At 66.2% G+C, this 20,593-nt stretch carries 23 protein-coding genes; 8 read left to right on the plus strand and 15 right to left on the minus strand.

Annotated elements, in window-relative coordinates; genetic code table 11:
* The first annotated feature begins 31 nt into the window (after positions 1 to 31).
* Entirely contained in the window at positions 32 to 448 is a 417-nt protein-coding gene (locus tag TPR58_RS08440; RefSeq protein ID WP_346246196.1) for a DUF1801 domain-containing protein, read from the plus strand.
* Here the strand turns inward: TPR58_RS08440 and TPR58_RS08445 are convergent.
* From TPR58_RS08445 to TPR58_RS08475, 7 genes are all read right to left on the minus strand, one after another.
* Positions 436 to 1,692 carry a class I SAM-dependent methyltransferase gene (locus TPR58_RS08445; protein ID WP_346246197.1) on the minus strand — a complete coding sequence of 419 codons (1,257 nt, stop codon included), beginning with the start codon at positions 1,690 to 1,692 and terminating at the stop codon, positions 436 to 438. The genes TPR58_RS08440 and TPR58_RS08445 overlap by 13 nt on opposite strands.
* Before the next feature lie 56 nt (positions 1,693 to 1,748).
* Entirely contained in the window at positions 1,749 to 2,495 is a 747-nt protein-coding gene (locus TPR58_RS08450) for a molybdopterin-dependent oxidoreductase (RefSeq protein ID WP_346246198.1), read from the minus strand.
* Entirely contained in the window at positions 2,492 to 3,223 is a 732-nt protein-coding gene (locus tag TPR58_RS08455; RefSeq protein ID WP_346246199.1) for a cytochrome b/b6 domain-containing protein, read from the minus strand. The genes TPR58_RS08450 and TPR58_RS08455 overlap by 4 nt, the downstream gene beginning before the upstream one ends.
* A 17-nt stretch (positions 3,224 to 3,240) precedes the next feature.
* Entirely contained in the window at positions 3,241 to 4,005 is a 765-nt protein-coding gene (locus tag TPR58_RS08460; RefSeq protein WP_346246200.1) for a sulfite exporter TauE/SafE family protein, read from the minus strand.
* A 9-nt stretch (positions 4,006 to 4,014) separates the two neighbouring features.
* Positions 4,015 to 4,908 carry a hypothetical protein gene (locus TPR58_RS08465; RefSeq protein ID WP_346246201.1) on the minus strand — a complete coding sequence of 298 codons (894 nt, stop codon included), beginning with the start codon at positions 4,906 to 4,908 and terminating at the stop codon, positions 4,015 to 4,017.
* Positions 4,905 to 6,089 (minus strand): dual-specificity RNA methyltransferase RlmN, encoded by a 1,185-nt coding sequence (rlmN, locus tag TPR58_RS08470; RefSeq protein ID WP_346246202.1) that lies wholly within the window; start codon positions 6,087 to 6,089, stop codon positions 4,905 to 4,907. The genes TPR58_RS08465 and rlmN overlap by 4 nt, the downstream gene beginning before the upstream one ends.
* A 68-nt stretch (positions 6,090 to 6,157) precedes the next feature.
* Positions 6,158 to 7,081 (minus strand): NAD(P)H-binding protein, encoded by a 924-nt coding sequence (locus TPR58_RS08475; RefSeq protein WP_346246203.1) that lies wholly within the window; start codon positions 7,079 to 7,081, stop codon positions 6,158 to 6,160.
* A gap of 88 nt (positions 7,082 to 7,169) precedes the next feature.
* Between TPR58_RS08475 and TPR58_RS08480 the strand changes: the two genes are divergently transcribed.
* On the plus strand, positions 7,170 to 8,069 hold the full coding sequence (locus tag TPR58_RS08480; protein ID WP_346246204.1) for a LysR family transcriptional regulator: 900 nt from the start codon (positions 7,170 to 7,172) through the stop codon (positions 8,067 to 8,069).
* Here TPR58_RS08480 and TPR58_RS08485 read toward each other — a convergent pair.
* A complete protein-coding gene (locus TPR58_RS08485) occupies positions 8,066 to 8,554 on the minus strand; it encodes a hypothetical protein (RefSeq protein WP_346246205.1) in 489 nt (162 codons plus the stop codon). The two genes, TPR58_RS08480 and TPR58_RS08485, sit on opposite strands and share 4 nt — an antisense overlap.
* Entirely contained in the window at positions 8,551 to 9,228 is a 678-nt protein-coding gene (locus tag TPR58_RS08490) for a histidine phosphatase family protein (RefSeq protein WP_346246206.1), read from the minus strand. Before TPR58_RS08490 ends, TPR58_RS08485 begins: the two co-directional genes overlap by 4 nt.
* Before the next feature lie 139 nt (positions 9,229 to 9,367).
* Between TPR58_RS08490 and TPR58_RS08495 the strand changes: the two genes are divergently transcribed.
* Positions 9,368 to 9,979, plus strand: a complete 612-nt coding sequence (locus tag TPR58_RS08495; RefSeq protein WP_346246207.1) for an outer membrane protein — start codon at positions 9,368 to 9,370, stop codon at positions 9,977 to 9,979.
* Between the two features lie 181 nt (positions 9,980 to 10,160).
* Positions 10,161 to 11,273: a DNA polymerase III subunit beta gene (dnaN, locus tag TPR58_RS08500; RefSeq protein WP_346246208.1), complete on the plus strand. Its 1,113-nt coding sequence runs from the start codon at positions 10,161 to 10,163 to the stop codon at positions 11,271 to 11,273.
* Positions 11,274 to 11,305: 32 nt separating this feature from the next.
* On the opposite strand, the gene TPR58_RS08505 is transcribed toward dnaN, so the two are convergent.
* From TPR58_RS08505 to typA, 5 genes are all read right to left on the minus strand, one after another.
* The gene (locus tag TPR58_RS08505) at positions 11,306 to 11,767 is read right to left on the minus strand and encodes a hypothetical protein (RefSeq protein ID WP_346246209.1); all 462 of its coding nucleotides are present in this window, start codon (positions 11,765 to 11,767) and stop codon (positions 11,306 to 11,308) included.
* An 82-nt stretch (positions 11,768 to 11,849) separates the two neighbouring features.
* Positions 11,850 to 14,360, minus strand: coding sequence for a DNA topoisomerase (ATP-hydrolyzing) subunit B (gyrB, locus tag TPR58_RS08510; protein ID WP_346246381.1), 2,511 nt, complete (start codon positions 14,358 to 14,360; stop codon positions 11,850 to 11,852).
* A gap of 79 nt (positions 14,361 to 14,439) precedes the next feature.
* The gene (locus TPR58_RS08515) at positions 14,440 to 14,769 is read right to left on the minus strand and encodes a hypothetical protein (RefSeq protein ID WP_346246210.1); all 330 of its coding nucleotides are present in this window, start codon (positions 14,767 to 14,769) and stop codon (positions 14,440 to 14,442) included.
* A gap of 39 nt (positions 14,770 to 14,808) precedes the next feature.
* On the minus strand, positions 14,809 to 15,036 hold the full coding sequence (locus TPR58_RS08520) for a hypothetical protein (protein WP_346246211.1): 228 nt from the start codon (positions 15,034 to 15,036) through the stop codon (positions 14,809 to 14,811).
* A 131-nt stretch (positions 15,037 to 15,167) separates the two neighbouring features.
* Positions 15,168 to 16,988 carry a translational GTPase TypA gene (gene typA, locus TPR58_RS08525; RefSeq protein WP_346246212.1) on the minus strand — a complete coding sequence of 607 codons (1,821 nt, stop codon included), beginning with the start codon at positions 16,986 to 16,988 and terminating at the stop codon, positions 15,168 to 15,170.
* Positions 16,989 to 17,094: 106 nt separating this feature from the next.
* Between typA and TPR58_RS08530 the strand changes: the two genes are divergently transcribed.
* The 4 genes from TPR58_RS08530 to TPR58_RS08545 all read left to right on the plus strand — a co-directional run bounded on the left by TPR58_RS08530 (position 17,095) and on the right by TPR58_RS08545 (position 20,079).
* Complete coding sequence (locus TPR58_RS08530) at positions 17,095 to 17,667, plus strand: NADPH-dependent FMN reductase (protein ID WP_346246213.1); 573 nt, start codon at positions 17,095 to 17,097, stop codon at positions 17,665 to 17,667.
* A 34-nt stretch (positions 17,668 to 17,701) separates the two neighbouring features.
* The gene (locus TPR58_RS08535) at positions 17,702 to 18,043 is read left to right on the plus strand and encodes a hypothetical protein (RefSeq protein WP_346246214.1); all 342 of its coding nucleotides are present in this window, start codon (positions 17,702 to 17,704) and stop codon (positions 18,041 to 18,043) included.
* Positions 18,044 to 18,156: 113 nt separating this feature from the next.
* The gene (locus TPR58_RS08540; RefSeq protein WP_346246215.1) at positions 18,157 to 19,362 is read left to right on the plus strand and encodes a toxic anion resistance protein; all 1,206 of its coding nucleotides are present in this window, start codon (positions 18,157 to 18,159) and stop codon (positions 19,360 to 19,362) included.
* A 6-nt stretch (positions 19,363 to 19,368) separates the two neighbouring features.
* Positions 19,369 to 20,079 (plus strand): HAD family hydrolase, encoded by a 711-nt coding sequence (locus tag TPR58_RS08545; RefSeq protein WP_346246216.1) that lies wholly within the window; start codon positions 19,369 to 19,371, stop codon positions 20,077 to 20,079.
* A 20-nt stretch (positions 20,080 to 20,099) separates the two neighbouring features.
* Here TPR58_RS08545 and TPR58_RS08550 read toward each other — a convergent pair whose 3' ends face one another.
* Positions 20,100 to 20,558, minus strand: coding sequence for an Rrf2 family transcriptional regulator (locus TPR58_RS08550; protein ID WP_346246217.1), 459 nt, complete (start codon positions 20,556 to 20,558; stop codon positions 20,100 to 20,102).
* Positions 20,559 to 20,593: the final 35 nt, after the last annotated feature.

The following is a 20,593-nucleotide window of genomic DNA, read 5'->3' on the forward strand; positions in this document are numbered from 1 at the left end:
GAGCGGCGCAAACCTGTCGCAGGAGACGCGGATGGCCGAGGCGAAGACCGTGCCGGGCGACGGGGATGTCGCCGCCTTCATCGACCGGGTCGAGGATCCGGTGCGGCGTGAGGATGCGCGCAGCCTGTGCCGGCTGATGGCCGGGATTTCGGGCCAGCCGGCCACGCTGTGGGGACCCTCGATCATCGGCTTCGGCCAGTATCGCTATCGCTATGACAGCGGGCGCGAGGGCGACACTTTCCGGATCGGCTTTTCGCCGCGCAAGTCCGAGCTCGTGCTGTACCTGACCGGCGCGACCGACGATGCGGGGTTCCTCGCTCGGCTGGGCAAACATCGCACCGGCAAGTCATGCCTGTACGTCAAGCGGCTGGGGGATGTGGACGCGGCGGTGCTCGATCGGCTGATCCGTCGCGCCCTTGACCGGGTGGACTCCGCCTATCCGTCCTGAAGCATGAAGTCGGTGCGGGCAGGCTCGCGCAGTTCGCGCTCGCGCTCGACCATATAGTCACGCGTCATCGGCAGCCCACGACGCGCGCGTGCGAACTGCAGCTGGTAGTTGACCAGTCCGCCATTGAAGAAGGCGACCATCGATCCGGCCAGGTAGAAGGTCCACATCCGGTAGAATCGCTCGTCATACAGCTCGACGATCGCGTCCCGAGCGGCGACGGTACGGTCGTACCAGTGGTTCAGCGTGTGGCCGTAATGCTCACGCAGGACCTCGACGTCGGTCATGAAGTAGCGCATGCCCTCATAGCCGCGCGCGATCTCCGACAGCGCCGGGATATAGCCGCCGGGGAAAATATACTTTGCGGTAAACGCATCGGTCACGCCCGGCGCGCCGGCACGGCCGATCGTGTGGATCAGCATCACGCCGTCCGCATTCAGCAACTGGCGGCACTTGGCGAAGAACGCGCGATACATCGGCGGGCCGACATGCTCGAACATGCCGACCGACACGATCCGATCGAAGGTGCCGGTGACGTCGCGATAGTCGATCAGCTCGAACTTCACCTTGTCCGACACGCCCGCCTCTTCGGCACGGCGGCGCGCGACTTTCAGTTGCTCCTCCGACAAGGTGACGCCCAACACCTCGGCACCGGTTTTCTCATGGAGGTACAGCGCCATGCCGCCCCAGCCGCAGCCGATGTCGAGCACCCGCATGCCGGGCTTCAGCGCCAGCTTGGCGGCGATATGCGCTTTCTTGTCCGACTGGGCCTGTTCCAGGCTGTTCGACGGATCGGTGAAATAGGCGCAGCTATATTGCCGGTCGACGTCGAGGAAGAGGTCGTAGAGGCGGTCCGAAAGGTCGTAATGATGCGCGACGTTGCGCTTCGACCGACGGCGCATGTTGATCCGGTTGAGCCGGAATACCACGCCGGAGACAGCGCGACGCAAAAGGCTCGGATCCAGATTGCCCGTACCGTCTTCCCAACGGTTGTTCGAGGTGACCAGCCACAGCAGGTCGCGGATATCGCCCTGCTCGATCGAGAGGCTGCCATCGAGATAGGCTTCCGCCGCACCGAGCGACGGGTCGCGCAGGATTTTTCCTTCGACGCCCTTGCCGATCCGGATCGTTACCGGAGCGATGGCGGGATCGGGCGCGCCGAACTCCATCGTGCGACCATTATGGTGAATGACGGTAAGCTGGCCCTTTTGAACGGCGCGGGCGAAAAACCGGTCTATAAGCGACATTTAATCGAGACGCTCCAGTACAGTATCAGCTCCCCCCCGGGGTAGATGCCTGTTCATCAGATGCCCGCATACCACTCATATCCGCTGCGGTCTTCCCATAAACCACCGCCGCCGCCGCCGATCCCGGCAAGGCTGGCGACCGCCTCGATCCGCATCACATATTTGGCGTGTTTGTAGCCCAGCTGCCGCTCGACGCGCAGGCGAACCGGCGCGCCGTGTCCCACGGTCAGCGGCGCGTCGTTCATCGCCCAGGCCAGGATCGTCTGGGGATGCCAGGCATCGATCAGGTCGATCGACTCATAATAGGGCGCGCCGCCGATCGCGTCGGCACAGTGGAAGACGATGAACCGCGCCGCGGGCGTCAGCCCCGCCAGGTCGAGCAGCCGGGCCAGGTGCGGCCCCTGCCACTTGCCGATCGCGCTCCATCCCTCGACACAGTCATGGCGGGTGATCTGCGCGCGCTGTGGCATCGATCGCAAATCGGCCAGCGACAGCGACAGCGGGCGGGCGACCAGCCCGTCGATCGTGAGCCGCCAGTCGGCGAAGCGGCTTGCGACATGTGCGGCATAGTCGGGCGTGCCGGGGTTCGCCGTGCCGTTGACGCGGAAGCGCGGGCTCATCTGATCGGCGCGAAACTCGCGCGCCAGGCTGGTCCGGTCGAGCACCGATCGCTGGAGAAACCGGTGCGCGTCATCGCCGCGCGCCAGCACCGACTGGACCGTCGGGCTGCGCACCGCCGCGTCGCACCCCGCCAGCATCCCGCCTGCCCCGGTCACCAGCAGCGATCGGCGAGAGATCCTCATTCGGGCACCCGCCACCAGCCGGTCACCATCGATCGCACCTCGTTGAAGGGTCCGGCCAGGATCACCAGCGTCAGATGAACGACGATGAAGCCGCTCGTCAGCGCCATTGCGATAAAGTGAACCGACCGCGCCGACTGGCGGCCGCCGAACAGGTCGGTCAGCCACGGCCACGCGGCATCCATGCCCGGCGACAGCGCCAGCCCCGACAGGATCAGCAGCGGCAGCAGGACGAAGATCACGCCGACATAGCTGAGCTTCTGGAACAGATTATAGGCCTGAGGCCGGGCGGGATCGTGAAAGCGCAACTCCCAATGCGCCTTCAGGTCGGCGCGGACATGCGCCGCGGACAAGTCGCGACGGCGGATGCGCAGGTCGCGCTGGATATGGCGGTTGACCAGGCTCCCGATCATGTAGATCGCCAGCGCGAACGCCAGCACCAGCGCGAAGAACAGGTGCCAGTGACGCGCGATCGCAAGGCTGTAAGTCGAGGGCAAAGTCACGAACCAGGGAAAGCGCGGCAGCTCGAGCCAGGCGGCATCGAAATTCGCGCCATACTGCCCCCAATAGAGCCGGGGATGGGCATTGAAGATCATCAGCCCGCTCGCGATCATGATGATCACCGTCACCGCGTTGATCCAGTGCCAGATCCGGGTGAACGGACCATGCCGGTAGATGCGCTGCGGCCCGGTCGGCGCATCGTCGGTTCGAGGCGGGGCGGCAGGCTCCATGATGCGCTTGTAGCGTATCAGGAATAGGCACGCACGAAGAAGACGAGGGTCGTCGCGCCGGTGACCCGCAGGGTCCACGCACGGACCAGGCCATGGGGCAACCGCTTGCCGATCCGCGCGCCGATCACGCCGCCCAGGATCGCCCCGAGCAGCATCGGGATGCAGAACGCCCATCGCACGACCCCGGCGGCTGCGAAGATGAAGGCGGCGGCCAGGTTCGACACCGCCAGCATCAGCGTCCGGATCGCAAACAGCGAGCGCGGATGCGCACCGGCGAGCAGGCCATAGGCCGCAGTCGTCATCAGCCCCACGCCGCCGCCGAAATAACCGCCATAGACGCCGAGCATCCCCTGGGTGACCATCAGCGTGCGGCGGCCGATCACGACCCGGGCCCGCAGCCATTCCGACGCCTTCGGCCCGAGGGCCATCGCGACGAAGCCGGTCAGCAAGAGCCAGGGGATGATGACGTCGAACGCCCGGCTGGGCGTCAGGACCAGCAGGATGCTGCCGATCAGCCCCGCGACGAAGGTGATCGCGACCAGCAGCCGTACCGGCAGGCCGCCCACCGGCTCGAGCTCGTCGCGAAACTCCCACGCGCTTGCCGCTGCCCCCGGCAGCAGCGCGACGTTCGATGTCGCATTGGCGATATTGGCGGGAAGCCCCAGCCCGATGAGCGCAGGCAAGGTCGCGAAGGTGCCGCCGCCGGCAAGCGCGTTCATCACGCCGCCGACCAGCCCCGCGCCCGCCGCGAGCAATGCCCCTTCGATCCAGTCCCCCGCCACCCCCGGCGTCTAGCCGAAGGGCAGGAGATGGCGAAAGGGAAACTCGGTGCTGCCCCAATGGGACACATAGACGTGCGGCGCCGACAGCAGGACGCTGAACTGGCAACGCGGACGGATCGCCTGAAGCGCGCGATACTGCGCCTCGGTCAGCCGGCTGTTGCGCAGCCGGATGCCCCGGGCCCGCTCCATCACCGGCGAACGGAATAGCTGCTCGAAATCCTCATATGGCGTCGAATCCCACTCGGGATCCTCGGCCGGCTTGGTCGACATCCACGGCGCATGCGAATCGGTGAAGTCGATGAAGCCCAGTTCGGGAAGGCGCGTCGCACCGGCTATGTGACCGATGAACCCGCGCGTGCGCCAGTCGCCCCCGGTGCGGATGGCCCGCAGCCGCGGCAGATCGAGATCGAAGAATGCGCGCTCGGGCGCCTGGGGCAGCGTCAGGGTGCGCACCCCCGGCATCAGCGCGATCAGGCCGGGCAATTGGTCGTCCTCCACGCAGCTCTGATTGTGATCGCCGGGATCGGAGATTTCGATCTGCAGCTCGGCGAGGCGCGAGAAATCGGGCGCCGCGTCGATCAATGCAGCGAAGTCCCAGGTCTTGAGGCCGTTGGCGCCCTGGTCCGGCCCGCCGATTCGCAGCTGGACGATGTGCCGGGCAATGCCGGGTTCGGCCAGCACGCCCAGGAACGCGTCCCACCCGATATAGTCCGAGCCGCGATAGTCGACGGTCAGTCCGCCCCCGACATCGGCCACCGAAACGCGCGGGCACAGCAGGTCTGGTTCGGACAGCCGCGCTGCACCGGCGGCGTCCCCGTCTTCCGCGTCCTCGGCCGATTCGACGTTCAATTCGGCCTGGAACTGGCGAAACCGGAACAGCGCATCGTCCAGGGTCCGCATCATCCCAGCGCGGCCTGCTTCTCCGCCGCCAGGCGATCGAGCTCGGCGCGGCTCTTCTTTTCCGCTGCCGTCTTCAGCTGGCCGCAGGCCGCATCGATGTCGCGGCCGCGCGGGGTGCGCGTCGGCGCCGAGATGCCGGCCTCGAACACGATGTTCGAAAAGGCACGGATCCGCTCGGGCGTCGAACATTCATAGGCGGCGCCCGGCCACGGGTTGAAGGGGATCAGGTTCACCTTTGCCGGCAGGTCGTAGTGCCGCAGCAGCCGGACGAGTTCGCGGGCGTCGGCGTCGCTGTCATTCTTGTCCTTCAGCATCACATATTCGAAGGTGATGCGGCGCGCATTGTTGGCGCCCGGATAGTCGGCACAGGCCTGGAGCAGTTCCTCGATCCCGTATTTCCGGTTCAGCGGCACGATCTCGTCGCGCACTTCCTTGGTCACCGCGTGAAGCGAGACCGCCAGGTTCACGCCGATCTCTTCGCCGGCGCGCGCCATCATCGGTACCACGCCCGAGGTCGACAGGGTGATGCGGCGCTTTGACAAGGCGAGCCCGTCGCCGTCCATCACCAGCTTCAGCGCGTCGCGGACATTGTCGAAATTATAGAGGGGCTCGCCCATGCCCATCATGACGATGTTGGTCAGCATGCGGCCCTCGGGCTGGCTCGGCCATTCGCCGAGCGAATCGCGTGCCAGCATCACCTGGCCGACGATCTCGCCCGCGGTGAGGTTGCGCACCAGCCGCATCGTGCCGGTGTGACAGAAGGTGCAGTTGAGCGTGCAGCCCACCTGGCTGGACACACACAGCGTGCCGCGGTCCGCATCGGGAATGAAGACCATCTCGTAATCCTGGCCGTCCGGCGAACGGAGCAGCCATTTGCGGGTGCCGTCGATCGACACCTGCGCCTCGACCACGTCGGGACGGCCGATCACGAACCTTTCCTCGAGCCAGGGATGTTGCGCCTTGGCGATATCGGTCATTGCCGAGAACTCGGTGGCGCCGCGATTGTACATCCAGTGCCAAAGCTGCTTCGAGCGCAACTTCGCCTGGCGCGGTTCCATCCCGGCCGCCTCCAGCGCGGCGCGGATTTCCTCGCGCGGAAGTCCGATCAGATCGGTACGGCCATCGGCGCGAAGGCTGGGGGCCCGCGGGACCGGCACGGGATCGATGTGCCCGGGGATGGGCATGGGAGCGGCCGAAACTGTCTGCATGCAGGCGCACATAGGGGATTCGGCCGCACTTTTCCACCTCGGGCTTATCCGCAGCCCAGCGCGGTCAGCGTCGCCCGCATCGCCTCGTCGATGGGGGTATGCGGCTCCGCTCCCAGAAACGCGACCAGCGAGCGGTTGTCGAGCCGCACCGGATGGCGCCAATAGCCCTTCATCTCGATCATCTCGCGCATCGTCGGGTTGAACGGCGCGATCAGCGGCAGCAGACGCCAGGGCAGCCGGCGCACCGGAACCTGCCGCCCGACCGCCCGCCGGATCGCATCGGTGATGCCCGCGCCGTCCGCGTCCCACAATCCGGCGAAATGATATCGGGCGAAGCGCGGCAGATCCGCGTCGCGATCGATCAGCCGTGCGAACGTCTCCCCGACATCGGGGAGATAGGCCCAGGCATGGCCGACCCCGGGAAAGCCCGGCGAGAGGATCGACGTAACCGGCTTGCCGGGACGGACCATGCCCTGCGACAGCCAGCTGCTGCCCGGGCGCGGGCCGAAAAAATCGCCGGCGCGCAGGATGAGGCCGCGCACGCCCGACTCGTCGATCCGCGCCTCCATCGCCTGGCGGATCGCGCCCTTGCGGCTGCGCGGTGCCTGGCGACTGTCGGGATGCGCCACCGGTGTCGATGCCGGATCGTAATTATAGATGGTGCCGGGCAGCGCGAGCCGCGCATCATTCGCCCGCGCCGCCGCGATGCTGTTCTCCAGCATCGGCAGCACCAGCGTCGCCCAGTTGCGATACCCCGGCGGGTTCACCGCATGGACGATGGCGTCCACGCCCTGCGCCGCGTCCAGCACATCGCTGCCGACCATCGCATCGCCGATGCGCCAGTCGATCCCGTCGCCGCTGCGCGGGGTTCGGGTCAGCCCGCGCACCTGCCAGCCTCGCGCCACCAGCGCCCGCGCCGTCTCGCCGCCCACGCCGCCGCTCGCGCCCAGTATCAATGCCGTCTTCATGATCGTCGCCTCCATCCGAACGACGATATGCGCCTTCCATCGATGATCTAAAATTGACCATCGTTGACCATCAGCTAGTATGTAATTGATGAGTCTGTCCGACGATTGGGAACGCCAGCGCGCCTTTCTGGCGGTGCTGCGCGAGGGGAGCCTTTCCGGCGCGGCCCGGCTGATCGGCACTGCCCAGCCGACGGTGCGGCGGCGAGTCGAGGAGCTGGAGGCGAGCCTCGGGACCACCTTGTTCACGCGATCGCCGCTGGGCCTGCTGCCGACCGAGCGGGCACTGGCGCTGAGCGAGCATGCCGAAGCGATGGCACTCGCCGCAGAGGCGTTCGTCCGCTCGGCATCGGCGGGCGCCCGCGACGTCGCCGGCACGGTGCGGATCAGTGCCAGCGAGATCGTCGCGATCGAGGTGCTGCCCCCGATCCTGGCCGAACTGTGCAGGCACCACCCGAACCTCGCGATCGAGCTGAGCCCGAACAATCGAAACGAGGACATGCTGCGCCGCGAGGCGGATATTGCCGTCCGGATGGTCCCGCCGCGCCAGGACGCGCTGGTCGCCCGGCGAATCGGCACCATCCCGCTGGGGCTGCACGCCCATCGCGACTATCTGGCCGCCCGCGGCAGCCCTCGGTCACTGAGCGACCTGTCGCATCACGCCATCATCGGGGTGGAAAGCGATTCGCCGATCCTGCGCCAGCTTCAGCGCGATCATCAGATGGTCGCGCGCAGCGCCATGGCCTTTCGCAGCGACAGCGATCTTGCCCAGCTCGCCGTCATCCGCGCCGGCCTTGGCATCGGCATCTGCCAGGTGCCGATCGGCGCGCGCGATCCAAACCTGGTCCGCCTGCTGCCCGATGCGATGACTCTCGACCTGGAAACCTGGGTCGTCTGTCACGAGGACCAGCGCGGGGTGGCGCGGGTCCGCGCGGTCTTCGATGCGCTGGTTGCCGGGCTTCAGGACTATATCGGCCGCCCCCCGGCTTAGCCTTGGCGGCGAAGGCACCCCAGCGCCGCAGCATCGATCGCGGTCGCCGCGCCCTGGAGCGCATAGGTATCGGCGAAAGCGCCGCCATTGGTCCCCATCGTTTCGACGCTCATGCTGCGCCCCTGGCGGATCGCGGCGACGATCGCCAGGTCGGTGCGGGTGTCGGGCGCCCAGGCATCGCGCTCACCCGCCATCAGTTCGAACCGACGCTCGCCAACCGACAGCATGACGCGCGAGCGGGGGTTGCGCGTCCGGCTCAGCCGGATGTGAATCTGTCCGCGAACCCCGTCGCCCGGCCAGGTCGCGATGCTGGCAAAGGGCTGCGATGCGACGGCGGGTCCCACCGGACGCGCGATTGCGAAGCAGCGCCGCGGCGACGCGTCGCGAAATACGCCCCAGCCCTGAAAGATGCCGAGCGAGGTGCGTGCCTGGCCCTGGGGGACACCGGTCGCCATCATCGCGCCCAGGATCAGCGCGCCGATCATACCGCCGCGTTGGCCAGCGCCCCCTCGCCCCAGTGGACGATGCTTTCCTGCCCGCCCTCGATCATCGCGATCGAACCCTGTGGAAGATCCGGCGCGGCCGGGGCGCCGAATTGCGGCATCGCGGGCATGCCCGTCATCACCCCGCGCAGCACCCGGCTCGACATGCCGTGCATGATCACCAGCCGGTCGCCCGGATCGTCATCGGTTTCCGCCAGCCACGACGAGAGGCGCGCGGCGATCGAATCATACCATTCGCCGCCGGGCGCGGCGTGGCGATAAAGCTTGTGCTCGGCGTCGAGGAACCCCGACAGCTTGTCGCCCAGCTCGTGATAATAAAGGCCGCTCCACTCGCCCATGCCGATCTCGACCAGCCGGTCGTCGCGGCGCGCCTGATGCCAGTCGAGCTCGAGATATTCGCAGATCACCGCCAGCGTCTGCAGCGCGCGGCCGGCCGACGAGACCCACAATGTCAGCTTCGGCCGCGGCCCCAGCAGCCCGAGCAGCGCCTCGCCCATTGCCTCCGCCTGGCGGAATCCGGCGCGTGTCAGCGGCGTATGCGGGTGATCGCCCTGCATCCGCCGTGCGATATTATAGACCGTCTCGCCGTGCCGGGCGATGAAATCGCGGCCTTGGCGCGGGGTCGGTCTGAGGGGGTCGGGGGACACGGTCGGCATGGCCTCCATTTCAAGTCCCTGTGGCCGGAAAGCAACGCTTTTCCTTGTTTATCCAGCGTTCATGAAACTCGCCGCGAGAGTACCTAGTTACTGGTCCCGCCCAACCGAGTTCGGGCGTGTTCAGTACCAAGGAGTTCTTATGCGTATCGCTCTTATCACCGCTGCCCTGGCCGCCAGCACCGCGCTCGCAGCACCGGCCTTCGCCCAGGACAGCGCGCCGTTCACCGGCCCGCGCGCCGAAGGCGTCGTCGGCTGGGACCGCATCGATGACGGCGCCAATTCCGGCACCGAGGCAAGCGACGGCGTCGTCTATGGTGGCGCCATCGGTTACGACTTCCAGGCAGGCGGCGCCGTGATCGGCGTCGAAGGCGAAATCACCGGCTCGAGCAACAAGCAGCGCGCCCGCGGCATTATCGCACCCAATGACGAACTGAGCGTGGGTGCCGGCCGTGACCTGTATCTCGGCGCTCGCGTCGGCTTCCTCGCCGGCCCGAATGCGCTGATCTACGCAAAGGGCGGCTACACCAACGCCCGGCTCGAGAGCCGCTATACCAACGGCAACACCACCACCACCGTCGGCGAGAATGCGGACGGCTGGCGCCTGGGCGCGGGTGTCGAGTATCAGCTGAGCAACAACATGTATCTGAAGGGCGAGTATCGCTACTCGAACTACAGCCGCCTGGACAACAGCAACATCGACATCGACATCGACCGTCACCAGGTCGTCGGCGGCGTGGGCATCCGCTTCTGAGCCGATCGGGCGGCATCGGGCGGCGGCGCCGTCCCGATGTCGGCCGGAAGACTCGATGCAATGCACAAATTGCTGTGAATCGAAGGGTCGGGGCGCTTGCTCCGGCCCTTTTTCACGTTAGAGATTGTGAACTGATCAGTACCGCAGCGAGCGGAATGGGGCATCGCCCCGGGGGAACGTGATGAAGGCGACGATCGAACGCGCAACTTTGCTCAAGGGGCTCAGCCACGTCCAGTCGGTGGTCGAGCGGCGCAACACGATCCCGATCCTGTCCAATGTGCTGATCGATGCACAGCCCGGCGGCACCCTGCGCCTGATGGCGACCGATCTAGATCTGCAGATCGACGAGACCATCGCCGCGGCGATCGACCAGCCGGGCGCGACGACCATTTCCGCCCACACGCTGTTCGACATCGTGCGCAAGCTGCCCGAGGGCTCTCAGGTCGAGCTGAGCGCTGCCGAAGGCCGCATCGTCGTGACCGCCGGCCGCGCGCGCTTCACCCTGTCAACGCTGCCGCGTGACGACTTCCCGGTGATCGCCGAGGGCGAATTGCCGACGACGTTCGAGCTGCCGGCGGAGACGCTGAAGCAGATCATCGACAAGACCCGCTTCGCGATCTCGACCGAAGAGACGCGCTATTATCTCAACGGCATCTTCCTCCACGTCTCCGACGAATCGACCCCGGTGCTGAAGGCGGCCGCGACCGACGGCCACCGTCTCGCCCGCGTGACGGTCGCCCGTCCGGACGGGGCTGAATCGATGCCGGACGTCATCATCCCGCGCAAGTGCGTCGCCGAACTGCGCAAGCTGCTCGACGAGGTCGACGGCTCGGTCGGCGTCTCGCTCAGCAACTCGAAGATCCGGTTCGACCTGGGCCAGGCAATCCTGACCTCGAAGCTGATCGACGGCACCTTCCCCGATTATTCGCGCGTCATTCCGACGGGCAACGACAAGATCCTGAAAATCGACCCACGCAGCTTCATGGAGGGCGTCGACCGCGTGTCGACCATCGCCACCGAGAAGACCCGCGCGGTGAAGCTCGGCCTGGAGCGCGACAAGATCATCCTGTCGGTGACCAGCCCGGAAAACGGCGCCGCCGCCGAGGAAGTGCCGGGCGACTATGCCGCCCAGCCGTTCGAGATCGGCTTCAACAGCCGTTATCTGATGGACATTCTCGGCCAGATCGAAGGCGACCTGGTCGAGGTCCACCTGGCCGACGCCGCAGCCCCGACGCTGATTCGCGAGAACGACAAGTCGCCGGCGCTGTACGTGCTGATGCCGATGCGGGTCTGAAGATAACTCGGGGCGGCCGGCGCCGCCCCGTATCATTTTGCCAGAAACACCCAGTCGACGTGATCAGCGACGGGGTCGTATCGCGCAATGATCGAGTGCGGGTCCATCTCGCCTGTGAGACGAACCTCCTTGGCCGTCGCTCGCCCGAGTACAGCCATGAAATCCGCAAGCCGCTGCGCTTCGACCAATCCGTCGACCTCTTTCGGATCAATATCGAGCTCGACCTCGTCCGCCATAAAACAACAGCAATTCACTAGCTGTGGACCGAGTTGGTAGGAGGCACACACCGAGTGATTCGCCTGAAGCCGAAAAGCCTCCTCGACCAGCATCGGCGGAGCGACCACCTCCCCATCGACCGTGAACCGCAGCGGTTCCGGACCCATTGTCAAGATGCCCCAGACACTCGCCCAGTCTTCAAGCGATGCATTGAGGATGTAGATATCTCTGAGCGAGCCCTCCGGCTGGAAATGCGCAGCGATCTCTGACCAGTCCATGCGGCCCTTGTATCGGAAGAGCCGGGATGGTCACAACCGGGACCTTTGAGAGGCGCCGGGCGAAGCGCCGCCCGGCAATTCTTCAGACGTCGAGATTCGCCACGCTCAGCGCGTTCTCCTGGATGAACTCGCGGCGCGGCTCGACCACGTCGCCCATCAGGCGGGTGAAGATCTCGTCGGCGACGTCGGCCTGGTCGATCGCCACGCGCAGCATCGAGCGGTTCTGCGGATCGAGCGTGGTTTCCCACAGCTGTTCCGCATTCATCTCGCCCAGACCCTTGTAGCGCTGGATCGACAGGCCCTTGCGGCCCGAGGCCAGGATCGCATCGAGCAGCTGCGACGGGCGCGAGACCAGCACCTGACCCTTGGAGACGGTGATCGCTTCCTCGGCTTCGTCGCCGTCCACCGGCGCCTCGGCTTCGGTCGGGGCCCCCTTGGCGGAGACCAGCTTCGACGGCGTCAGATAGCTTTCGGCCTGCTCGACCGCCAGGGCGTGAAGCTTGCGCGCCTCGGCCGAGACGAGGAAGGGCGCCTCGACGATGTGGTGATCGGTCACGCCGCGCCAGCGCCGCTCGAAATGATAGCCGCCGTCGTCGGTGATTCGCGCAGACCAGCGTGCCTCGGTGTCCGCCGCGTCGAGGCGGTTGACGACCGTGACCAGGCTGGCGGTGCGTGCGTCGCGGCTCGCCTCCGGATCGAACCCGCGGCCCAGCGCGAGCGCCTCGATGATCGACGGGTCGTAGCGGCGCGGGACGTAGCGCATCAGGGTGCGCATGCGGCGGGCATGCTCGACCAGCTCGCGCAGATCCTGTCCGCTGCGGATGCCGCCCTGGGTTTCGAGGACGTTGCCGCCGACGCCGGCATCGACGAGATACTGGTCGAGGGCACCGTCATCCTTGAGATACACCTCGGACCGGCCCTTGCTCGCCTTGTAGAGCGGCGGCTGGGCGATGTAGAGGTGACCCGACTGGATGATCTCGGGCATCTGCCGATAGAAGAAGGTCAGCAGAAGCGTGCGGATATGCGCGCCGTCGACGTCCGCGTCGGTCATGATGACAATCTTGTGGTAGCGCAGCTTCTCGAGCTTGAAATCGTCGCGGCCGATGCCGGTGCCCATCGCCTGGATCAGCGTCCCGATCTCGCGCGACGACAGCATCCGGTCGAAGCGCGCGCGCTCGACATTCAGGATTTTGCCGCGAAGCGGAAGGATCGCCTGATAATGACGGTCGCGGCCCTGCTTGGCCGATCCGCCGGCCGAATCGCCCTCCACCAGGAACAGCTCGGACTTGGCCGGATCGCGTTCCTGGCAGTCGGCCAGCTTGCCGGGCAGCGAGGCGATGTCCATCACCCCCTTGCGCCGGGTGAGCTCGCGCGCCTTTCGGGCAGCCTCGCGTGCGGCGGCGGCGTCGATCACCTTGCCGATGATCGCACGTGCCGATGCCGGATTCTCCTCAAGCCATTCGGCCATCTTGTCCGCCATCAGGCTTTCCAGCGGCTGGCGCACCTCGGAGGAAACCAGCTTGTCCTTGGTCTGCGACCCGAATTTCGGGTCGGGCAGCTTGACCGAGACGATCGCGGTCAGCCCTTCGCGCATGTCGTCGCCCGTCAGGCTGACCTTCTCCTTCTTCAGCAGGCCGGACTTGTCGGCATAGCTGTTGAGGGTGCGGGTCAGCGCGGCGCGGAACGCGGCCAGATGGGTGCCGCCGTCACGCTGCGGGATGTTGTTCGTGAAGCAGAGGACATTCTCGTAATAGCTGTCGTTCCACTCCAGCGCGACATCGATGCCGATATCGTCGCGCTGGCCGCCGATCGCGATCGGATCGGGGAACAGCGGCTGCTTGTTGCGGTCGAGCCACTTCACGAACGCGGCGATGCCGCCTTCGTAGAACAGTTCGACTTCCTTGACCTCCTCGTGCCGCGCATCGCGCAGGAACAGCCGGACGCCCGAGTTGAGGAAGGCCAGCTCGCGATAGCGATGCTCGAGCTTCTCGAAATCATATTCGGTGATCTTGAAGGTCGACGGGCTGGCGAGGAAGGTGACGCGCGTGCCCTTCTTCCCCTCTGCCGGGCCGATCACCTTCAGCGGCGCCTCGGCATCGCCGTGGCGGAAGCGCATGTAATGCTCCTCGCCGTCGCGCCAGATGTTCAGGTCGAGCCATTCGCTGAGCGCATTGACCACCGACACGCCCACGCCGTGCAGGCCGCCCGACACCTTGTAGGCATTGTCGTCCGAGGTATTCTCGAACTTCCCGCCGGCATGGAGCTGGGTCATGATGACCTCGGCTGCCGACACGCCTTCCTCGGCATGGATGCCGGTCGGGATGCCGCGGCCATTGTCCTCGACCGAAACCGATCCGTCGGCGTTCAGTTGGATGATGATGCGGTCGCAATGGCCGGCCAGCGCCTCGTCGATCGCATTGTCCGACACCTCGAACACCATGTGGTGGAGGCCCGAGCCGTCATCGGTGTCGCCGATATACATGCCCGGACGCTTGCGCACCGCATCCAGGCCCTTGAGGACCTTGATGCTGTCGGCGCCATAGCTGTTCGAATTGGGGGTATTTTCGGGCGTGCTGGAATCGGTGGTTGCCATGTCGGGCATATAGGTACGACCGTCACGAAACGGAAGCAAAATGCCGCATTCCGGGGCGCGAATCGGGCGGAAAACCGCGCTAGAATGCCAGGGTGAAGTCGATCATCGCCCGCGGCGCCGACAGCGTGGGATTGCCGCTGTTCTCCGCCCGCAGGCGCAGCCGCGAATTGGGCGACAATTGCACCGCGGCGGGCCCGAAAGCGCGCTGTTCCTCGGGCGAATCGAGCGGCTTCAGCCGGTCGGCGTCGGGGCGCTGCGCACAGACGGTGATCGCGTCGGGATCGATGACGCAGCGCGGGCTTATCCGGGTGTCGAAACGGCGCGGGGCAGCCGGGGTCGCCCTATCATCCGCAGGCGGGCCGGAGACATCCTGAAGCGCAAGCACAAGCAGCATGGCAAGCATGGACACCTCGGGTTCGAGCGACCCGGGATGATTACATGCTGCCGCTCAGGGCACCAGCATCGATCGAAGGTTCGAAACCCTGTTGGCCAGATCCGCGGCGTTGTTCTGGCCCGGCACAGGCGCGATAGAAAGGCCGGGCGCGGGCGCCGCCTTCGTGGCGATCGTGGTTCCGGTCAGCGTTGCGGCTGCGGCCTCTCGCCCCGGTGCAAGCTGCGCGAAGCGGCTCGCCAGCACCGGCCCCCATTGCCCGTACCGCCTGTGCGCTACGCGCATTCAGGTCGACCAGCGGCACGTCGAGTCGATCGCCACCTTGCGGATCGCCGCCGACCACGGCGTCAGGTCGCGCTCCAGCCTGTCAACGACAAGCAAAAGAAAGGGGGCCGAAGCCCCCTTCCCGCGTTCGATCAGGCTGCGGCCTTGGCGCGGCTCGCCTTCTTGCGCTCGTGCGGATCCAGGAAGCGCTTGCGCAGGCGGATCTTCTTCGGCGTCACCTCGACCATCTCGTCGTCGTCGATATACGCGATCGCCTGTTCCAGCGTCATCTTCTTCGGCGGGGTCAGGCGGACGGCGTCGTCCTTGCCGCCCGACGCGCGGAAGTTGGTCAGCTGCTTCGCCTTCATCGGATTGACCTCGAGGTCGTCCGTCTTGGCGTTCTCGCCGATGATCATGCCCTCATAGAGCGGCTCGCCATGTCCGACGAACAGGATGCCGCGCTCCTCGAGCGGACCCAGCGCATAGGACTGCGCCTCGCCCGAACCGTTCGAGATCAGCACGCCGTTCTTGCGGCCCTCGATATTGCCCTTGTGCGGGCCGTACTTCTCGAACAGCCGGTTCATGATGCCGGTGCCGCGCGTGTCCGACAGGAACTCGCCATGATAGCCGATCATGCCGCGCGACGGGGCGCTGAACGTGATGCGGGTCTTGCCGCCGCCCGACGGGCGCATGTCGGTCATCTCTGCCTTGCGAAGGTTCATCTTCTCGACGACCGAGCCCGAATGCTCCTCGTCAACGTCGATGATGACCGTCTCATACGGCTCTTCGCGGCCCCCCTCGCCTTCGCGAAACAGCACGCGCGGACGGCTGATGCCCAGCTCGAAGCCCTCGCGGCGCATCGTCTCGATCAGCACGCCGAGTTGAAGCTCGCCGCGACCGGCAACCTCGAAGCTGTCCTTGTCGGCGGCTTCGGTAACCTTGATCGCGACGTTGCTCTCGGCTTCGCGGAACAGGCGGTCGCGGATCATGCGCGACGTCACCTTGGTGCCTTCGCGGCCCGCCATCGGCGAGTCGTTGACGGCGAAGCGCATCGACAGCGTCGGCGGATCGATCGGCTGCGCCTGGATCGGCACGCTGACCGAGGTGTCGGCGATGGTGTTCGACACGGTCGCGACGGTCAGGCCGGCGAGACTGATGATGTCACCCGCCTGTGCCTCGTCGACCGGTACGCGGTCCAGGCCGCGGAACGACAGGATCTTCGACGCGCGGCCCGTCTCGATGACGTTGCCGTCCATGTCGAGCGCGTGGATCGCCTGGTTGACCTTGACCTTGCCCGAGGTGACGCGGCCGGTAAGGACGCGGCCCAGGAAGTTGTCGCGGTCGAGCAGCGTTACCAGGAAGGTGAACGGCGCGTCGACGTCCAGCGCCGGCGGCGGCACATGATCGACGATCTTCTGGAACAGCGGGGTCAGCGTCCCCTCGCGCAGCGTCGGATCCTCATTGGCATAGCCGTTGCGGCCCGAGGCGTAGAGCACGGGGAAGTCGAGCTGCTCGTCGGACGCATCGAGCGAGACGAACAGGTCGAAGACCTCGTCCAGCACTTCCTGGATGCGCTCGTCCGGACGATCGACCTTGTTGACGACCACGATCGGACGCAGGCCGAGGGCCAGCGCCTTGCCGGTCACGAACTTCGTCTGCGGCATCGCGCCTTCGGAGCTGTCGACCAGCAGGACGACGCCGTCGACCATCGACAGGATGCGCTCGACCTCGCCGCCGAAATCGGCGTGGCCCGGCGTATCGACGATGTTGATGCGGATGCCTTCCCAATCGATCGAGGTCGGCTTGGCAAGGATGGTGATCCCGCGCTCCTTCTCGAGGTCGTTCGAGTCCATCGCGCGCTCTTCGACGCGCTGATTGTCGCGGAACGTCCCGGACTGACGGAAAAGCTGATCGACGAGCGTGGTCTTGCCATGATCGACGTGGGCGATGATCGCCACGTTGCGAAGGTTCATGTGTGTTTCCTGGAAAAGGTTGGCGCGCCCCTACAGGATTTTGTGCATTGCGGGAAGCCGGGTAATTGTCCCATGCGTTCCGCACCGAACCGGAGACCCCTGCGACATGACCGAACCGCTGAAGATCCATGTCGTCATCGGCTCGGTGCGCGAAGGGCGAATGGCCTTGCCGGTCGGCAACTGGGTCGTCGAACAGTCCGCCGGGCGCGACGACATCGCCTGCGAGCTGGTCGACCTGAAGACCTGGGACCTTCCCTTCTACCCTCATGCCAGGCCGCCCTCCTCGGGCGACTATTCGGACGAGAAGCAGGCAGCCTGGGGCGCGAAGGTCGCCGAGGCGGACGGCTATATCCTGATCGCGCCCGAATATAATCACGGCATCCCGGCGGTGCTGAAGAACGCGCTCGACACCGTTTACCGCGAATGGAACCGCAAGCCGGTCAGCTTCGTCGCCTATGGCGGGCTGGGCGGCGCGCGATCGGTCGAGCAACTGACGATGGTCGCGCGCGAGCTACAGATGGCGCCGCTGGAAAGCGCGCTCCACCTGATGGGCGTGTGGAACCGGCGCGACGGAGACCGGCTGGCGGCGGACGAAGCCGACGATCGCCGCCTCCGCCGGCTGTCCGACGAACTCGTCTGGTGGGGCCGCGCGCTGGCGACCGCCCGCCGGGCAGGCTAACCGCGACCGAAGCGATGACAGAAGGACCAACGGCATGAAGCGCATGGCAATTCTGGCGACGGCGCTGCTGCTCGCTTCATGCGGCGGCAAGACCGTCAGCCACAGCATCTCGGCGGTGATCGAAGCCGATCCGGCGGCGGGCAATGCCCTGCTCACCTGCCGCGAATCGAGCAGCGGCAGCTGCCACGTCCTCTTCGTTACCGGCAAGCAGTTGGCACGGGTCGAGGCCAGGGTCGGCGCGACCGCGACCGCCGGCGGGCTGAGCGCCGACACGCAATTCTGCCTTCAGGAGAATGCGCCACAAAATGGCTGCCGGCTCCAGCCGCTGGTGAAGGGCGAGCAGATCGTGCGCAGCCAGGCAACCTATCGCGAATAGGCCCTTGCCCGCATTGCCCTTGCGCCGATATCCAAGTGTATTACATTACCGATACACTTGATGCTGCCGCGAAGGCCGTTAGAGGTAAGGGCGACAGTCCCAGGAGGTTTTGAATGGCGAGCGTGACGCAGGTGGCCGAAGCGGATCTGGTACTAACGCCGCCCGAGCCCGTTTCGGCGGTCAAGCCGGAAAAGGCAGCCGGTCTGGTACCGGTCGACGACAGCAAGAAGACCGAATTGCAGGCCCGGGTCGGCCAGTTCATCGACGATCTGATCGCGCAGGACGTGAACTCGCCCGAATTCGGCAAGCGCGTCGACGCGATCACAGCGATGGGCTCGAAGGAAATCCGCGAGGCGTCGAGCCAGTCGAACCGGTTCCTCGACCGGCCGGTGACCGCGATGGACAAGGACACCGGCGTCGGCGCCGACCTGCTCCAGCTGCGCCGGACCGTCGAGGATCTCGATCCCAGCAAGAACGGCAAGCTGATCGGCGGCAGGGGCGGCTTCCTGTCGAAGATCTTCGGCGGGGGCGGGCTGACCGACTATTTCCGCAAATACCAGTCGTCGCAGACGCACATCAACGGCATCCTCAAGTCGCTGTCCAACGGCAAGGACGAGCTGCTGATGGACAATGCCGCGATCGACACCGAACGCGCCAATCTCTGGGCATCGATGGGCCGGCTCGAACAGATGATCTATCTGTCTAAGGAGATGGATACCCGGCTCGAGGACAAGGCGAACGAGCTCGACCACACCGACCCGGCCAAGGCCAAGGCGATCCGCGAGACCGCACTGTTCTATGTCCGCCAGCGGACCCAGGACCTGCTCACCCAGATGGCGGTCACGGTTCAGGGCTATCTGGCGCTCGACCTGGTCAAGAAGAACAATGTCGAACTGGTGAAGGGCGTCGACCGCGCCTCGACCACCACCGTGTCGGCGCTGCGTACCGCGGTCACCGTCGCCCAGGCGCTGAACAACCAGAAGCTGGTGCTCGACCAGGTGACGGCGCTCAACACCACGACCGCGAACCTGATCGATTCGACCAGCAGCCTGTTGAAGAGCCAGTCGGCCGCGATCCACGAACAGGCCGCCAGCTCGACCATCCCGGTCGAGACGCTGCAGCGCGCATTCCAGAATATCTACGACACGATGGATGCGATCGACACGTTCAAGCTCAAGGCGCTCGACAGCATGAAGAGCACGGTCACCGTGCTGTCCAACGAGGTCGAGAAGTCCAAGGGCTATATCGCTCGCGCAGAGGGTGCGGCGAAGAACCAGGTCTCCGGCCCCGCCGACACCTTCAAGCTGGAGGCGATGTAACCCCGCATGCCGACCGACGTCGACCGCGAACTCGCCCGGGCCGAGGCCCTGCTCGACCGCACGCGGGACCGCCATGTCTCGCAGCGCAGCCGGCGGACCAAGGAAGTCGAGTTCGCGAAACGCGTCGGCCGGATCGCCGCCGCCGACGCACTGATCCTGGTCGGCGCGATCGTGCTGGGGTTCATCCTGCCGAACGGTATCGGCTTGTTCGGCGCGCTGGGCGTGGCGCTGCTGCTGATCCTGACGACGATCTTCTTCGCTGTCTTCCCCCTTAACGTGCCACCGACCGCCGAAGCACTCGCCCAGGTGCCGCTCAAGGCGCTGCCGGCCACGACGGAACGCTGGCTGGAAACCCAGCGCCCCGCCCTGCCCGCGCCGGTGCGCACGCTGGTCGATTCGATCGGGGTGAAGCTCGAGACGCTGACGCCGCAACTGGCGACGCTCGACGAAGGCACCCCCGCGGCGGCCGAGGTGCGCAAGCTGATCGGCGAACAGCTGCCCGAACTGGTCAAGGGCTATGCCCGCGTCCCCGAACCGCTGCGCAAGGTCGAGCGCAACGGCCTCAGCCCCGACCAGCAACTCGCTCAGGGCCTGCAGCTGATCGACGACGAGATTGCGGAGATGACCACCCAGATCGCCCAGGGCGACCTCGACGCGCTCGCGACCCGCGGCCGCTATCTCCAGATCCGCTACCGCGACGAGGACGCGCCGGCCTGAATTCTGTCCGCCGAAGCGCGTTAGTCGGATGCGATCGCCGCCAGATGCGCATCCCAGTCGCCGCAGCGCCGATCGAACGCCCGCGCCAGTTCGCCCAGGCTGACTGCGCAAAGTCGCGCGACCAGCAGCGCCTCGGCCTGCGCCAGCGCATCGGCGACCGCTTCGTTGACCACCTGCTCCACGGCACAGGACGGGTTCGAATGCTCGTTGCCGATCGCGAACACGCGCGGGCCGCCGACCGCACGGTGCACGTCGAGCAACGTGACCGTGTCCAGGTCGCGCGCGATCGCCCAGCCGCCGCCATGCCCCTTTTCCGAGCGGACATAGCCGGCGTCGCGCAGCCCGGCCATCGTGCGGCGCACCACCACCGCATTGGTCTGGAGCATCTTCGCGATCCGTTCCGACGTCATCGGCCCTTCGTGCCGCGCCATGTGGAGCAGCACGTGGAGCATGCGGGAGAGGCGGCTGTCGTTGCGCATGCGCCCGGATATTCGCTGCCGCACCGGACTTGGCA

It is taken from the genome of Sphingomonas rustica, from assembly GCF_039652585.1.
GTDB lineage: Bacteria > Pseudomonadota > Alphaproteobacteria > Sphingomonadales > Sphingomonadaceae > Sphingomonas > Sphingomonas rustica.